General features: G+C 62.3%; 13 protein-coding genes. 8 read left to right on the top strand and 5 right to left on the bottom strand.

The annotated features are described in order from the left end of the window. Window positions 1–257 precede the first annotated feature (257 nt). The 7 genes from ACXJKO_RS04905 (at window position 258) to ACXJKO_RS04875 (ending at window position 7,317) form a co-directional block, all read left to right on the top strand. On the top strand, window positions 258–1,778 hold the full coding sequence (locus tag ACXJKO_RS04905) for a sugar ABC transporter ATP-binding protein (protein ID WP_457089965.1): 1,521 nt from the start codon (window positions 258–260) through the stop codon (window positions 1,776–1,778). Then, a complete protein-coding gene (locus ACXJKO_RS04900; RefSeq protein ID WP_457089964.1) occupies window positions 1,775–2,773 on the top strand; it encodes an ABC transporter permease in 999 nt (332 codons plus the stop codon). Before ACXJKO_RS04905 ends, ACXJKO_RS04900 begins: the two co-directional genes overlap by 4 nt. A 65-nt stretch (window positions 2,774–2,838) precedes the next feature. Further along, window positions 2,839–3,789 carry an ABC transporter substrate-binding protein gene (locus ACXJKO_RS04895; RefSeq protein WP_457089963.1) on the top strand — a complete coding sequence of 317 codons (951 nt, stop codon included), beginning with the start codon at window positions 2,839–2,841 and terminating at the stop codon, window positions 3,787–3,789. 132 nt (window positions 3,790–3,921) lie between these two features. Next, a complete protein-coding gene (locus tag ACXJKO_RS04890; protein WP_457089962.1) occupies window positions 3,922–4,980 on the top strand; it encodes a sugar phosphate isomerase/epimerase family protein in 1,059 nt (352 codons plus the stop codon). Window positions 4,981–4,991: 11 nt separating this feature from the next. Next, complete coding sequence (locus ACXJKO_RS04885; RefSeq protein ID WP_457089961.1) at window positions 4,992–6,167, top strand: Gfo/Idh/MocA family protein; 1,176 nt, start codon at window positions 4,992–4,994, stop codon at window positions 6,165–6,167. An 86-nt stretch (window positions 6,168–6,253) separates the two neighbouring features. Further along, entirely contained in the window at window positions 6,254–6,664 is a 411-nt protein-coding gene (locus tag ACXJKO_RS04880) for a Fur family transcriptional regulator (RefSeq protein WP_457089960.1), read from the top strand. A gap of 200 nt (window positions 6,665–6,864) precedes the next feature. Beyond that, window positions 6,865–7,317 (top strand): Fur family transcriptional regulator, encoded by a 453-nt coding sequence (locus ACXJKO_RS04875; RefSeq protein WP_457089959.1) that lies wholly within the window; start codon window positions 6,865–6,867, stop codon window positions 7,315–7,317. A 97-nt stretch (window positions 7,318–7,414) separates the two neighbouring features. On the opposite strand, the gene ACXJKO_RS04870 is transcribed toward ACXJKO_RS04875, so the two are convergent. Together ACXJKO_RS04870 and ACXJKO_RS04865 are read right to left on the bottom strand one after the other, a co-directional pair. Next, window positions 7,415–10,498 (bottom strand): efflux RND transporter permease subunit, encoded by a 3,084-nt coding sequence (locus ACXJKO_RS04870; RefSeq protein ID WP_457089958.1) that lies wholly within the window; start codon window positions 10,496–10,498, stop codon window positions 7,415–7,417. Between the two features lie 11 nt (window positions 10,499–10,509). Further along, a complete protein-coding gene (locus ACXJKO_RS04865; protein WP_457089957.1) occupies window positions 10,510–11,643 on the bottom strand; it encodes an efflux RND transporter periplasmic adaptor subunit in 1,134 nt (377 codons plus the stop codon). A 144-nt stretch (window positions 11,644–11,787) separates the two neighbouring features. On the opposite strand from ACXJKO_RS04865, the gene ACXJKO_RS04860 reads away from it, so the two are divergent. Beyond that, window positions 11,788–12,357, top strand: coding sequence for a TetR/AcrR family transcriptional regulator (locus ACXJKO_RS04860; RefSeq protein ID WP_457089956.1), 570 nt, complete (start codon window positions 11,788–11,790; stop codon window positions 12,355–12,357). Between the two features lie 7 nt (window positions 12,358–12,364). Here the strand turns inward: ACXJKO_RS04860 and ACXJKO_RS04855 are convergent, their stop codons facing one another. From ACXJKO_RS04855 to ACXJKO_RS04845, 3 genes are read right to left on the bottom strand one after another with little or no spacing between them, the layout of a single operon-like run. Continuing rightward, on the bottom strand, window positions 12,365–13,537 hold the full coding sequence (locus ACXJKO_RS04855) for a CaiB/BaiF CoA transferase family protein (protein ID WP_457089955.1): 1,173 nt from the start codon (window positions 13,535–13,537) through the stop codon (window positions 12,365–12,367). 4 nt (window positions 13,538–13,541) lie between these two features. Beyond that, window positions 13,542–14,348 carry a 4-hydroxy-tetrahydrodipicolinate reductase gene (gene dapB / locus ACXJKO_RS04850; RefSeq protein ID WP_457089954.1) on the bottom strand — a complete coding sequence of 269 codons (807 nt, stop codon included), beginning with the start codon at window positions 14,346–14,348 and terminating at the stop codon, window positions 13,542–13,544. Window positions 14,349–14,363: 15 nt separating this feature from the next. Next, window positions 14,364–15,563: an acyl-CoA dehydrogenase gene (locus ACXJKO_RS04845; protein ID WP_457089953.1), complete on the bottom strand. Its 1,200-nt coding sequence runs from the start codon at window positions 15,561–15,563 to the stop codon at window positions 14,364–14,366. Window positions 15,564–15,639: the final 76 nt, after the last annotated feature.

The following is a 15,639-nucleotide window of genomic DNA, read 5'->3' as shown; positions in this document are numbered from 1 at the left end:
CCCCTACGATGGTTCTGTTTGACAGAAGCCGTCGTTGCGGTAAAGTTTTTCATGTAATCGATTACATAGAGGCATTGCCAACGAGTGGAATGTCCCTAGATCGTTTACTCAAGTCCCGCCAGAGGACGACGTGACAAGCCGGAGGAAACGCATGCCAGCACCCGATCTGACCTGCTGATCCGACCATATTGCGAGTTGCCTGAACCACCGTTTGCGCAGTCCCGCAAGCGTCTGACGTCGCTTATCCGGAGCCCTGCATGGATTCTGTCCTGCGCGCAGAAAACATCTCGAAATCCTTCGGACCTATCGAGGTCCTGAGCGGCATTTCGCTGGATCTGAAGCCCGGCGAGGTTCATGCCGTCATCGGCGAGAACGGCGCGGGCAAGTCGACGCTGATGCGCATCCTGTCGGGCCATCTCCCGCCCACGAAAGGCGAGCTTTATCTCAACGGGCAGCCGATCACGTTCACCGGGCCGGTGGATGCGGAAAGCCACGGCATCGTTCTGGTGCACCAGGAAATCCTGCTCGCCGAAGACCTGACGGTTGCGCAGAACGTGTTTCTCGGTCGCGAGATCCGCCGCTTCGGCTTCGTCGACGACAAGGCCATGCGCGAGCGTACCCGCGTGGTGCTTTCCGAACTCGGTACGCGCATCGATCCCGACCGCGAGGTACGCACGCTCTCTATCGCCGACCGTCAGCTCGTGCAGATCGCCCGCGCGCTCCTCGTGCCGCACAAGGTGGTCGCCTTTGACGAACCCACCGCGGTTCTGACACCCATCGAGGCCGAAAGCCTTTTCGAAATCATCCGCAAGCTGCGCGCCCAGGGCGTGGCCGTTCTTTATATCTCCCACCGCCTGAACGAGGTGAAGGCGGTGGCCGACCGGGTGACCGTGCTACGCGACGGACGCCATATCGTGACGCGCGATGTGGAAGGCCTGGAGCCGCTTGAGATGGCAAAGCTCATGGTGGGCCGCGACATGTCCAAGCTCTATCCGGACAAGCCTGCAACGGCCTCCGACCAGACGATCCTGTCCGTGCGTGACATGGTCGTGCCCGGCTATGTGGAGAATGTCTCCTTCATCTTGAAGCGCGGCGAGATCCTTGGCTTCGGCGGCCTCATCGGCGCGGGCCGCACCGAGCTGTTCGAGGGCCTTGTCGGACTTCGCCCCCATCAAGGTTCGATTACTCTCGATGGGAAGCAGGTTCAATTTCGCGATGCGCGCGAAGCCATGGCGGCGGGCATCGTCTATCTCTCCGAGGACCGCAAAGGCAAAGGCCTTCTTCTTCAGCAGAATCTCAGGGTCAACCTGTCGCTTGCAGCGCTTGAAAAATTCACGCGCGGTTCCTTCATCGATGTCGCTGCCGAGGAGCGCGCCCTCGACAAGGCGATTCAGGATTTCGACATCCGCGCGCGCCGCCGCGATCTCTTGGCCGGACAGCTCTCCGGCGGCAACCAGCAGAAGCTGCTGCTCGCCAAGATGATGCTGGCCGAGCCGCGCATCATTATCATCGACGAGCCCACACGCGGCGTCGATATCGGCACGAAGGAGCAGATCTACCGCTTCATCGCGCAGCTCGCCGAAGAAGGGCTCTCCGTCATCGTCATATCCTCCGAAATGCAGGAGCTGATCGGCCTGTGCCACCGCGCGATCGTGATGCGCAACGGCCGCGTCGCGGGCGAGGTCGCGCAAGCGGACCTGTCGGAGGATGCCATCGTCTATCTCGCCACCGGCGTTCACGAAGAAAGGGCGGCGGAAATCGCCGCAGGCCATGTATGACCGAAACCGTGCTTCGCAGCAGCGCTGACAAGCGCAAGTTCAACATCGACATGCGGGCGCTCTCGCCCTTCATCGCGCTGATCGTGCTGGTGATCGCGGGCGCGCTCATCAATCCCGACTTCCTCACCGCATCGAACCTGCTGAACGTGGTCACCCGTTCGGCCTTCATCGCCATCATCGCGGTGGGCGCGACCTTCGTGATCGCGAGCGGCGGCCTCGACCTGTCCGTCGGCTCCATGGCCGCGCTGACGGCCGGCATCATGATTCTCACTCTCAACAATCTCGGGGGCGGAGACATGGGCACGCTGGCCCTCGGCATGCTGGCGGCGATTGCGGTCAGCGCCGCCTGCGGCATGGCAAACGGCCTGATCGTCACCTTCGGGCGCATCGAGCCCTTCATCGTGACGCTTGGCACCATGGGCATCTACCGCTCTCTGGTGATCTGGCTGGCGGCGGGTGGCACGATCACCATGCGCAATTCCGAACTGCGCGAAATGTATCGCCCGGTCTATTTCGGCAGCGTCTTCGGCGTTCCGGTTCCCATCATCGCGTTCCTCGTGGTCGCCGCCATCGGCGCATTGATCCTTTATCGCACATCCTTCGGCCGCCATGTGGTGGCACTCGGCTCCAATGAGGATGTCGCCCGCTATTCCGGCGTCCCGATCTGGCGCGTGCGCACGCTCACCTACATCATCCAGGGCATCTGCGTCGGCATCGCCGTTCTGGTCTATGTGCCGCGCCTTGGCTCGGCCACGCCGACCACCGGCCTGTTGTGGGAATTGCAGGCTATCACCGCCGTCGTGATCGGCGGCACGGCGCTCAAGGGCGGCATCGGCCGCATCTGGGGCACTGTCGTCGGCGCGGTGATCCTCGAACTCGTCGCGAACATCATGGTGCTGTCGAACTTCGTCTCCGAGTTTCTCGTGGGCGCGGTTCAAGGTGCCATCATCATTATCGCCATGCTCGTGCAGCGGTCAGTCCACCGCGGGCGATGAAACCGGCAAGAGCCCGCCGGACACAAAGGAAGGGCTCTTCAAACAACCCTCCAGGGAGGAATGAGATGAAAGCAACAGCATTGAAGATCGCACTCGCGGCGGGCCTTATGGCCGGCGTCGCCACGGGCGCAATGGCTCAGCAGAAGAATGTGACGATCGGCGTGTCCATTCCGGCCGCCACCCATGGTTGGACCGGCGGCGCCGTCTACCACGCTCAGGAGACCGCTAAGGAGCTCGAGAAGGCGTATCCTGGTCTCAAGGTCATCCTCAAGACATCGCCGGACGGCGCGGCTCAGGCGAATGCGCTTGACGACCTCACCGCCCAGAAGATCGACGCTCTCGTCGTTCTGCCCTTCAACTCGGACGAGCTGACGAACCCTGTCCGCGAGGTAAAGAAGAAAGGCGTTCTCGTTACCGTGATCGACCGCGGCCTGAAAGACCCGACGATCCAGGACATCTACGTCGCGGGTGACAATCCGGGCTTCGGACGCATTGCCGGCAAGTACTTCGCCGACACCTTGAAGCAGGGCAATATCGTTGTCCTGCGCGGCATCCCGACCGTGCTCGATGAAGAGCGCGTGTCCAACTTCGAGAAGGCCATCGAAGGCTCGGGCGTCAAGGTCATCGACAAGCAATACGCCAACTGGAACCGCGACGACGCGTTCAAGGTGATGCAGGACTTCCTGTCCAAGCATCCGAAGATCGACGCGGTCTGGGCTGCCGACGACGACATGGCTCTCGGCGTTCTCGAAGCCATTCGTCAGGCGAAGCGTGAAGACATCAAGTTCGTGGTCGGCGGTGCCGGCATGAAGGAGATGGTCAAGCGCGTCATGGACGGCGACAAGATGATCCCCGTCGACGTGACCTATCCGCCGGCCCTGGTCGCCACCGCGATGCACGTAACGGCTGCGAACTTCTACACGAATGCCCCGATGCGTGGCACCTTCGTGCTGAACGCTCAGCTCATCACGAAGGACAACGCGAAGGACCACTATTTCCCGAACTCGCCGTTCTAACCGACAGAACCAAAACCTCGCCCCTGATCATCAGGGGCGAGGCAACGGCAAGCTGCTCGACCGGATTCGCGGGCGGCTTCCTCTTGCMTGTACTGGCGCCTTTCCCGCACCCCGCACCTTGGGAGTTCATCCATGAAGACCATGAAGGGTCCCGGCCTCTTTCTCGCGCAATTTGCGGGTGATGAAGCGCCGTTCAATTCGCTCGACTCCATCTGCCGGTGGGCGGCGTCCATCGGCTACAAGGGTGTGCAGATTCCCACCTGGGATGCGCGCCTGTTCGACCTGAAGAAAGCTGCGGATTCCGCCGCTTACTGCGATGAGGTCCAGGGCCTCGTACGCTCTCACGGTCTCGAAATCACGGAACTCTCCACGCACCTGCAAGGCCAGCTCGTGGCCGTGCATCCGGCCTTTGATGAAGGCTTCGACGGATTTGCGCCCCCCGAAGTGCGCGGCAACCCGAAGGCCCGGCAGGAATGGGCCGTGGATCAGATGATCGCGGGAGCAAAAGCCTCCAAGCGCCTCGGCCTGAAGGCGAGCGTCACCTTCTCCGGCGCGTTGGCCTGGCCCTTTATCTATCCCTGGCCGCAGCGCCCAGCCGGTCTCGTGGAGACTGCCTTCGAGGAACTCGGTCGCCGCTGGCGTCCCATTCTCGATACTTATGAGGATGCGGGCTGCGACGTCGCTTATGAGATCCATCCGGGCGAGGACATTCACGACGGCGCAACCTTCGAGCGTTTCGTGGATGCCGTCGGCGGTCACGCCCGCGCCTGCATCAACTACGATCCCAGCCACTTCCTGCTGCAGCAGCTCGACTACATCGCCTTCATCGATCTCTATCACGAGCGCATCAAGGCGTTTCACGCCAAGGACGCGGAGTTCAATCCGTCAGGACGCATCGGCGTCTATGGCGGCTACGAGAGCTGGATCAATCGAGCGGGCCGGTTCCGCTCGCTGGGCGACGGGCAGGTGGATTTCAACGCCATCTTCTCGAAGCTCGCGCAGTACGATTACGATTCATGGGCCGTGCTGGAATGGGAATGCGCCCTCAAACATCCTGAAGACGGCGCACGCGAAGGCGCCGACTTCATCAAGGCTCACATCATCCGCGTAACCGAGAAGGCCTTCGACGATTTCGCGGCCGGCGGAACGGATGAAGCCGCCAACCGGCGCATGCTCGGCATCGACGCGTAAGGGGAAACGCCATGGCCATCACCGGATCGCCGGATCAGAAGCTCAATCGCCGCCTGCGCCTCGGCATGGTGGGCGGCGGACGCGGCGCGTTCATCGGCGCGGTGCACCGCATCGCGGCGCGGCTCGACGACCGATGGGAGCTTGTGGCGGGCGCCCTCTCGTCCGATCCGGAACGCGCACGGTTGTCCGGCGAAGACCTGCTTCTAAAGCCCGACCGGGTCTATGGCGATTTCAACGAGATGGCGCGCCGGGAGCGGCGGCTGAAGGACGGCATCGATGCGGTCGCCATCGTGACGCCCAACCACGCCCATGCGGCGGCGGCGCGCGCCTTCTTGAAAGCCGGCATTCACGTCATTTGCGACAAGCCTCTCACCACGACACGGCGCGAGGCGGATCAGCTTGCCAAGCTCGCGAAGGATTCCGGCCTCATCTTCGCGGTCACGCACAACTACACGGGCTACCCCCTGGTGCGGCAGGCCCGCGCCATGATTCAGGCGGGCGAACTCGGACGCATTCGCGTCGTGCAGGTGGAATACGCGCAGGACTGGCTTGCCACCCGTGTGGAAGAGACCGGCAGCAAGCAGGCCGAATGGCGCACCGATCCCGCGCGTTCGGGCCCAGCGGGCTCGGTGGGCGATATCGGCACGCATGCCTTCAACCTTGCCGAGTTCATCGCAGGCGACGAGATCGCCGCGCTCTCGGCCGAATTGCACACCTTCGTGGAAGGTCGCCGCCTCGACGACAATGCTCACATGATGCTGCGCTTCAACTCTGGCGCGCGCGGCATGCTCTGGTGCAGCCAGATCGCGTCGGGCCTGGAGAACGGTTTGCGCATCCGCGTCTATGGCGACAAGGCCGGACTCGAATGGCATCAGGAGAATCCGAACGTCCTGCTGTTCTCGCCGCTGGGCGAGCCGCCGCGCCTCATCCGCCGCAACGGCTACGGAGCCGATGACGTGTCCCGCGCCGCCTCACGTATTCCGGGCGGGCATCCGGAAGGCTATCTGGAAGGTTTCGCGCAGCTTTATACGGATGTGGCGGAGCTGGTCGCGGCGCGCATCGAGAAACGGGAGCCCAATCCCTTCGCGCTTCAGGTTCCTACTGTGGACCACGGCGTGCGCGGCGTGCGCTTCATCGAAGCGGCCGTGCGGTCTTCTCAGCGCAAGGCGGCATGGGTGGATCTCTGAGGCTTTTTGTCGGAATCTCTTGAAATCACCCCGGCAATCATGACGTATAGGCGACATACTATCCAGCCGGGAACGCGATTTCACTTATGGCGCCGACGCACCACCATCATCATGCCCTCGATGAACTGAACGAGACGCAGAAACGGGTTCACCGTATCCTGACGGCCGCCCAGAACCCGCTCTCGGCCTATGAGGTGCTCGACAAGATGCGCGGCAAGGGCGCCGTGACGCCCCCCACGGTCTATCGCTCCCTCGACAAGCTGATCGAGAAGGGACTGGCGCACCGGCTGGAGAGCCTCAACGCCTATGTGGCCTGCAAACACCCCCACCATCATGACATGGCCGCCTTCGCCATCTGCGAGAATTGCGGTCTGGTGACGGAATTCTGCGATGAGCAGATCAATGACCGACTCGCCCAGTGGAGCGATGGTCACGCCTTCCACCCCAAGAAGGTTACCGTAGAGATTCGAGGTCTCTGCGACACTTGCGCCGAGTGATGTTATATCCTGTAACTTAGCCTGAGTTCTAACGTTACTATAGAACGTAACGGCGGTTTTCCAGGACTTGTCTGCCTAATTGCCAGCTTCCGTTTCGTAATGTGCAGAATTGCAAGTGGTTATTGCAACGATAGCACATTGTTCGGTTCCAACTTTACCTATATGAATATGTAGGTTTTGAAATAACAGGAGCGAGGCCTATGAGCACCCGAGCCCTCAGGAAAGAAGAGGAGGACAACCTCCTCCGCCGTGCGGACGATCTGTGCCGCCAGAATAATCTTCGGCTGACGCCGATCCGCGAGCGCGTTTACCGCGAACTCGTGCAGAGCGGCGGCCCCGTGGGCGCCTACGATCTGGTCGACCGCCTGAGCAGCGACAAGAAGCGCCTGGCCCCGGTCACGATCTATCGTGCGCTCGACTTCCTGCGGGATGCAGGCCTCGTGCACCGTCTGGCCACCCAGAACTCCTATGTGGTGTCCCACGGCCAGCCGGAAGTGAACGCCATGAAGATCATGTTCGTGGACTCGAAGACGGGCGAGACCATCGAGGTTCACTCGACGGAAGTGGCCGAGGCGGTTCGCAAGGCTGCCGAGCAGGCGGGCTTCAAGTCCGTGTCGCCCTTCATGGAAGTCGAAGGCGAGATGACCCGCTAAGCCTCACGGCCAAGCTTCAATGAAAAAGGGCCGGAGCGTTTCGCTCCGGCCCTTTTCGTTTGTCTTGAAGAGAGACCGGCGTGACGCCGGCCCCTGGTTACTCGGCCGCGAGAGCCCTGTGATGGGCCTGCCGGTCTTCGGCCTTGCCGCTGCGGACGGTTTCCTTCGAGATGAAGGTGTAGAACATCGGCACCACGAAGAGCGTGAAGATCGTGCCGATGGACATGCCCGAGGCGATCACGAGACCCATGGAGAAGCGGGCCGCGGCACCTGCGCCGGAGGCATAGAGCAGCGGCGCGACGCCGAGCACCATGGCCGCCGTGGTCATGAGGATCGGGCGAAGACGCACGCGGGCGGCCTCCTCGATCGCTTCACGCTTGTTGGTGCCGTGCTTCTCCTTCAGATCGTTGGCGAACTCCACCATCAGAATGCCGTGCTTCGTGATCAGGCCCACAAGGGTGATCAAGCCCACCTGCGTATAGATGTTGAGCGTCGCGAGCCCGAGGTTGAGGAAGATCATCGCGCCGAACATGGAGAGCGGGACCGACATCATGATGATGAACGGATCGCGGAAGCTCTCGAACTGCGCCGCCAGCACCAGATAAATCACGATGATGGCGAGGCCGAAGGCCAGGAAGATCGAGTTGCCTTCCTGAATTTCGAGGCGCGACTGACCGGCGTAATCCTCATAGAAGCCCTGAGGCATGACCCTTTGCGCAATCTCGCGCAGGGTCGCCAAGCCTTCCGAGGTGGTCACTCCAGGCAAAGGCAGCGCCCCGACCGTCGCCGAGTTCAGCTGGTTGAACTGCTCGATGACCGCAGGCGCCGCATCCGTCTTGATGCTGACGAGCGCGGAGAGCGGAACCATCGATCCGTCGGAGGCACGCACGTAGTACTCGGCCAGACGCTCAGGATTCAGACGATCCTGCTGGCGCACCTGGCTGACCACGTCGTAGCTGCGGCTGTCCCGGTCGAATTTCGAGATCGACGCACCGCCGACGAGGGCACCCAGCGTGTTGCCGATCTCGGAGACCTGAACCCCGAGCGCGGCCGCGCGATCACGGTCGATGATGATACGCGCACGGGGCGTCTCGTAGGAGATCGAGTTCTGCACCACGATGAACTTGCCGGACTTCATCGCCTCCTTGCGGATTTCCTCTGCGACCTCATAGGCCTGAGACGAATCGCCAATGGTCCGCAGCACGAACTGGATCGGCAGGCCGTCGCCGCCGCCAGGGAGCGATGGAGGCGCGAAAGTGAAGGCCTGGACGCCGGCATTCTCATTCAGAAGATTCTGAATCTCCTGCTTGGTGGCCGCGCCCTTCTTCTCGCGCTCGCTCCATTCCTTGAGCTTGAAGCCGAAGAACCCGCCACCGCCGCCATCGATACCGATGATCAGGAAGCTGTCATCGATCTCAGGGATCTTTTCGGCTGCGTTCGTGAATTGCTTGGAGAAGGCCTGGGTGTACTCGGCCGTCGCGTATTTCGGCACGTTGACGATGCCGAGATACGCACCCTGATCCTCTTCCGGCGCCAGTTCGGAGCCGGTCTTCATGAAGAGGAAGGCCGTCGTGCCGAGCAGAACGGCGACGATCACGAGCGTCACGCCGCGATAATCGAGCGAGCCTTTGAGACGACGCGCATACCAGTTCTCCAACCGCGTGAAGGTGCGGTCGACGAAGGCGGCGAAGCGGCTCTGCGAACCGTGAGGCTTCAGGAGCTTCGAGGACATCATCGGCGACAGGGTCACGGCGACGATGCCCGAGATGATCACCGCGCCAGCCAGCGTGAACGCGAATTCGCGGAACAATGAGCCCGTCAGGCCTTGCGTAAAGCCGATGGGCGCATAAACCGCCGCAAGCGTAATCGTCATGGAGACGATAGGAAGGAAGATCTCCTTCATGCCCACGATGGCCGCATCGACGGGTTTGAGCCCTTCTTCGATGTGTCGATGGATGTTCTCCAGCACCACGATGGCGTCATCGACCACGAGACCGATGGCCAGCACCATGGCGAGCAGGGTGAGCAGGTTGATCGAATAGCCCAGCGCGTAGAGGAAGAAGCACACGCCGATCAGCGAAAGCGGAATCGTGACGACCGGGATCAGCACCGAGCGGAAGGAGCCCAGGAACAGCAGGATCACGACGACGACGATAAGAGCCGCCTCGGCGATGGTCTTGAACACCTCTTCGATGGAAGCCGAGATGAAGTTCGAGGCGTCGTAAACGATCTCGACGGTCATGCCCTTGGGCAGCGTCGGTCGGATCGAATCGATGGCCTTCGTCACCTCGTCGGCAACGGTCAGCGGATTGGCCGAAGGTGTCGGCGTGATGCCGATGAAGGTGCCCTCGCTGCCGTTGAAGGCGACGATGGTATCCGTGCTCTTGGGGCCGAGCTCCACATCCGCCACGTCGCGCAGGCGCACGACCTGATCGCCCTCCGAGCGGATCGGCAGCGCGCCGAAGGTCTCGGGCGTCTGCAGCGTGGTCTGCATGTCGAGGGTGTAGGCGACGTATTCGTTCTTCGTCTTGCCAGGAGCGGCGAGGAAGTTATTGGAGTTGATTGCCTGCACCAGATCGCCCGCCGTCACGCCGCGCGCTGCAAGCCGCACCGGATCGATCCAAACGCGCATGGCGAAGTCGCGCCCGCCGAGGATTTCGGCGTTGCCGACGCCTTCGAGCGTCGCGAAACGCGGCTGCACGACGCGGGTCAGGAATTCGCTGACCTGCTCCGAGTTCATCTCCGTGCTGCCGAAGGTGATGTACATGAGGGCGAAGCTCTGGCCCGTGCCCTTCATGATGACCGGATCTTCGGCCTCCTGCGGAAGCTGCGCGCGGATCTGCTGCACCTTGGCGGTGACCTCGGTGAGCGCGGCGTTCGGGTCCGTGTTCAGGCGCATGCGCACGGAGACCGTGCTGACGCCCTGGCGGCTCTGCGTCGTCACGTAGTCGACGCCTTCCGCACTCGACACGGATTTCGCGATGGGCGTGCTGATGAAGCCCTGAATCAGGTCCGCGCTGGCGCCCACATAGGCTGTGGTCACCGTGATCGTGGTTTCCTTGACCTCAGGATACTGGCGCACTTGAAGGCTCATCAGGCCCTGCGCACCAAGCAACAGGATCAGAAGGCTCACCACCATCGACAGGACGGGGCGGCGGATGAATAGTTCGGTGAAACTCATGGCGTTTTTGCCTATTGCCCATTCGCGAGTTTGGACGCGTCGAGCTTGGTCACATCAATGGTGTTGTCGATCTTGACGGTCGCACCGGCCTGCAGCTTGTTCTGCCCCGAGGCCACGACCTGCTGCCCGGCTTGAATGCCGGAGAGAACTTCAAGCGTTCCCCCGCGGCGGCGGCCGGTCTTCACGAAGACCTGACGTGCAACCTGCACCTGGTTACCCGCCTTCTCTTCCTGTTCGATCGTGTAGACGTAGTCACCGTAGAGGCTGGTGATAACCGCCGTCTGTGGCACGGTAATGACGTTGGGCTCCTGCGGCAGGATCACCTCCACGTGGAGGAACTGGCCCGGAAGAAGCGCCCTTTCCTTGTTGTCCTCAATGAGGGCCTGCACGGAGACGAGGCGGGTCTTGGGATCGACGCGTGGGTCTTTACCCGTGATGCGCCCCTTGAAGGGAAGCTGGGTGTCGCTCACGCCCAGGCGCACTTCCTGGCCGAGCTTGACGTTCTGGGCCATCTGCTCAGGCACCGTGAAATCGACCTTCATCGAATCGAGGTCCTGGAAGCTCGCGATGACCGAGCCGGGCTGAAGATATTGTCCTACATCGACGCGCGGAATGCCGATTACGCCCGAGAAGGGAGCCTTCAGGGCCTTCTGCTCGATCGTCGCCTCAAGGCGTGCGAGGCGCGAACGCGCCGCCGCCAGCAGGGCGCTGGCCTGATCGAGATTGGCTTCGGTGCCGTAGCCGCGCGACGAGAGCGACCGTGCGCGCTCGAAGTTGCTCTCGGCCGTCTTCACGTTAGCCTGGACATCCTGAATGTCCGCCCGCTCCACCGTATCGTCGAGCTGAACGAGCACGTCGCCCTGACGGATGCTCTGGTTGGCCTTGAACTTGATTTCCTTGACGATGCCGGGGGTTTCGAAGGCGAGTTCCACGCCGTTCGCAGCCCGGGCGGTGCCGATGGCGCTGATGCTCGGCGTCCAGGTCTTCGCCTCGACCTTGGCGGCCGTCACCGTCTGGGGTGGCTGCTGCATGTTGGCGAAGAAGTCGCCGATCATCTTATCCCGGAAGAAGTTGAACCCAACCAGCCCGGCACAGAGCAAGATCGCGAAAAGGAAAACAAGACTGACTACGATGCGCCGTTTCATGGGCTTCTTCCAGAAGTTACAGCCCGCCGGGCGGGCAACAGACTTAGCTAAAGTGGGGTGCGGCAATAGCCCAACTTACCCTTGACGCCAATGCCGTGGCACCATTTATATACCGACTGGACGGTTTAGTTGCAAGAGTTGCCAATGTTGGAAAATACCCGAGGCCGCAAGAGTTCCCGCGAGAAAATTCTCGACGCGGCGGCTGAACTCGTGGCCGAAATCGGGGCAGGCCGTCTGACCCTCGATGCGGTGGCAGAGCGTGCCGGGCTCAGCAAGGGCGGCCTTCTCTACAACTTTCCCACCAAGGATGCGCTGCTCCAGGCCATGATCAAGCGCATGATCGATCAGGTGACCGAGTCCAAGGAAGCCCTGCGCGAGCAGGCCAAGCCCGGACCGAACCTGGAGGCGCGCCTTGTCGCGACCACCATCCTGAACATGTGCTGCGGTGGCAGGATGCAGGAGATCGCCACCGGCATGATGGTCGCGACCGCCGAGAACCCGCGTCTCCTCGATCCCGTCCGAGAGATCATTTCCGAAACATTGAAACGTCTCAAGGACAATTCGGACGATCTTGATACCGCCCTCCTCGGCTGGCTTGCGGCCGAGGGGTTGAGCAATATGGAAATGCATAATTTCAGCCCCTTCTCGGATCAGGACCGCGACCGGATCGTCAAGGCGATCGGCCGGCTGCTCGAGAAGGGCATCGCTTCCTAAAAGCGCATCACGCCATCCAGGATGGATCGCTCAGCACCTCGTCCGTATGTTCGCCCAGGCGCGGCGAAGGACGGGTTGCCGCCATCGGCTCGCCGTTCATGACAATCGGCGAGCGAACGGACGGAATGCTGCCGCCCTGCGCGGCGGGTGAGGCCAGATCGATCTTCATGCCGCGCGCGATCACCTGAGGATCGTCGAACACATCAGCCACCGTGTTGATGGGACCTGCGGGCACACCCTGTTTCTCAAGTTCCGCCAGAAGAGCATCGCGCGTCTTGCGAAGCGTGAGCGCCGTGAGCAGCGGCACGAGGTCGAGGCGGTTCCCGACACGGCCCGCATTGGTCTTGAAGCGCTCGTCCTGCGCCAGTTCCGGCTGGCCCAACACGGCGGCGAAGCGCGCGAACTGGCCGTCATTGCCCACGGCCACGATCACATGGCCGTCGGAGACCGGAAACACCTGATAGGGCACGATGTTGGGATGGGCATTGCCCATGCGGCGCGGCGACTTGGCCGAAGCCAAATAATTCATGGCCTGGTTTGCGAGCACGCTCGTCTGCACGTCGAGCAGCGCCATGTCGAGATGCGCACCCTCGCCCGATTCATCGCGCTGGCGGAGAGCCGCGAGAATGCCGACGACGGAATAGACGCCGGTAAAAATATCGACATAGGCCACGCCGATCTTCTGCGGCTCGCCATCGGGATCGCCCGTCAGATCCATGATGCCGCCGAGGCCCTGGATCATGAAGTCATAGCCCGCGCGCGCCGCATACGGCCCGTTCTGGCCGAAGCCCGTGATGGAACAATAGACGAGGCGCGGATTGACGTTTTTGAGGCTCTCGTAATCGAGCCCGTATTTCTTCAAGCCGCCGACCTTGAAGTTCTCGATGACCACATCGGCATGAGCCGCGAGCTGGCGCACGAGCGCTTGGCCCTCAGCCGTTTCGAAATCCACCGCAATCGAGCGCTTGCCGCGATTGCAGGAATGAAAATACGCCGCCGAAAGATCCTCGCCCTCGGCACCCTCGATGAAAGGAGGTCCCCAGCCGCGCGTATCATCGCCCGCACCGGGCCGCTCCACCTTCACCACATCCGCGCCGAGATCGGCAAGCAGCTGCCCGACCCAGGGACCGGCAAGAATGCGGGCGAGTTCGAGAACTTTGAGACCTTGAAGCGGCTTCATATGATCAATCCATCACCGCATCGAGACCGCGCTTCAGGCCAGCGAAGGACGAGACGCGACGTGCCGCGAGCAGCGTGCCGGCGACATAGGGAGCAGCCGACGATCCGGCGTCGTGACGGATCACGAGGCGTTCGTTGTCGGCGCCGAACACGGCTTCACATGACAGCACGAAGGATGGCAGGCGAAGCGAGTGAACCTGAACCGGCTCCTTGGCGCCGAGCGCACCACCGCGCGTTTCTTTTACGCCGGTGAGTTCGCTCACTGCCTTGGAGGTTGCGGCCTGGCGCACATCGCTGAGAAGCTCGGCGAGTTCGCGCGCGGTGCCTGACGGCGTATCGGGCTTCTTTGCGGATGCGTAATCGATGACTTCCACATCCGGCACGTAGCGCGCGGCTTCAAGCGCGAAGCGGCGCAGCAAGGTTGCCGTGATCGAGAAATTGCCTGCCGCCAGCACGCCTTTGCCGGCTCCTTGAGCGTGACGGTCGATCTCGGCGTAATCCTCTGCCGACAAGCCCGATGTGCCGACGACCACGTGGCGGCCTTGCGCCAATGCGGTCAGCGCATGCGTCTTGACGGCATTGGGCTTCGTGTAGTCGATCACCACATCGGAAGGCTGCTGCAACGCCTCCTCCAATGTCGCGCTGATCGTCACGCCGAGGCGCTGCAAACAGGCGGCCTCGCCCGCATCCTGTCCCGCCGCGCTGCGGCTGACGGCGCCTGCGAGTTCCAGATCGTCGGCGGCGGCAATCGCCGCCACCAGCGCCTTGCCGACCCAGCCGGTCGCGCCGGCCAATGTGATGCGAACGGCCATGAGACTCACCCCTGATTAAAAGAACGCCTGCAGGCCCGTCTGCGCGCGACCCAGGATTAGCGCGTGCACGTCGTGCGTGCCTTCATAGGTGTTCACCGTCTCCAGGTTCTGCGCGTGGCGCATCACGTGGTATTCTTCCTGGATGCCGTTGCCGCCGTGCATGTCGCGGGCGATGCGTGCGATATCGAGCGCCTTGCCGCAATTGTTACGCTTGACGAGAGAGATCATCTCGGGCGCCACACGGCCTTCATCGAAAAGGCGGCCGACGCGAAGCGAGGCGTGAAGGCCGAGCGTGATCTCGGTCATCATGTCGGCAAGCTTCTTCTGCACGAGCTGCGTTGCCGCGAGCGGGCGGTTGAACTGCTTGCGGTCGAGCGTGTACTGGCGCGCCCGGTGCCAGCAATCCTCCGCCGCACCCATGGAGCCCCAGGAGATGCCGTAGCGCGCGCGGTTGAGGCAGCCGAAGGGACCCTTCAGGCCCGACACGTTCGGCAGCAGCGCATCCTCGCCAACCTCGACGCCATCCATGACGATCTCGCCGGTGATGGAAGCGCGAAGCGAAAGCTTGCCGCCGATCTTCGGCGCGGAAAGGCCCTTCATGCCCTTGTCCAGCACGAAGCCACGAATCTGGTTGTCGTGGGCTTCCGACTTCGCCCACACCACGAACACATCCGCGATGGGCGAGTTGGAAATCCACATCTTGGAACCGATCAGGCGATAGCCGCCGTCGATCTTCTGCGCGCGCGTCTTCATGCCGCCGGGATCGGAACCGGCATCCGGCTCGGTCAGGCCGAAGCAGCCCACGAACTCGCCCGAGGCGAGCTTGGGCAGGTACTTCCGGCGCTGCTCCTCGGAGCCGTAGGCATAGATCGGATACATAACGAGGGAGGATTGCACGCTCATCATGGAGCGGTAGCCGGAATCGACCCGCTCCACCTCGCGCGCCACGAGGCCATAGGCCACGTAGGATGCACCGGCGCAGCCATAATCCTCAGGGAGAGTGACGCCCAGAAGGCCGAGCGCGCCCATCTCGTTGAAGATCTCGCGGTCCGTGCGCTCCTCGCGATAGGCGTCGATCACGCGCGGCAGGAGCTTTTCCTGGGCATAGGCGCGGGCCGTATCGCGGATCATGCGCTCGTCATCGGTGAGCATCTCGTCGAGGAGAAGCGGGTCTTCCCACGTGAACTTCGCATATTCCTGTTGAGCGCCAGCCATGACGAGCCTTCCTCTCCTGCATTTCCGGCGCTTGAGCCGGAAATGCCAAACTTGTTGAATTTCAGGGGGAAAATCG

This window comes from Microvirga sp. P5_D2 (genome assembly GCF_054049475.1).
The sequence above is the reverse complement of the archived record's forward strand: the minus strand, read 5'-3'. Positions and strand labels throughout refer to the sequence as shown.